This is a genomic window from Desertibacillus haloalkaliphilus (assembly GCF_019039105.1).
In the GTDB taxonomy this organism is placed as follows: Bacteria; Bacillota; Bacilli; order Bacillales; family KJ1-10-99; genus Desertibacillus; species Desertibacillus haloalkaliphilus.
On the sequence record NZ_JAHPIV010000088.1, the window covers coordinates 1 to 466 of the forward strand.

At 49.4% G+C, this 466-nt stretch carries 1 protein-coding gene; it reads right to left on the reverse strand.

Annotated features, from left to right (window positions below; translation table 11 throughout):
• On the reverse strand, positions 1–466 hold a 466-nt coding region (locus KH400_RS20975; RefSeq protein WP_281418763.1), incomplete at both ends, for a penicillin-binding transpeptidase domain-containing protein.

A 466-nucleotide genomic window follows, 5' to 3' on the forward strand; every position in this document is an offset into this window, starting at 1 on the left:
CGCCTGACTTGCGCCATCCTTAATGTCTGATTGAATACCGTCAATGGCATTTGAGAAGCCATCTGATGATGAACTACCACTGGTCTTTCCGTTTTCGCCAGTTACGGTGCTCATCTTTTGACGCACGCTCTTAACGCCGAATGCGGTTTGATCAGTGTTTGGAATTACTTGCTCCAGTGTCGTCTTCATCAACGGTCCAGCCGTCTGACCAAGCGATACCGGAATTGTTTCACCGTTAGCAGATGAATCGTAACCCGTCCAAGTTGTGACCACCACATCTGGTGTGTAAGCAATAGCCCATGAATCCGTCGCGTTCGTTGCCGTTGAATCGCTACCGGTTACCTCGGTTGTACCCGTCTTTCCGGCCGCCGTGTAACCATATGGATCAGCAGACTTTCCAGTTCCGTTCGTATAAACGCCCATCATCATTGACGTCATTTCATCAGCAACCTTCTTTGACCAAAGG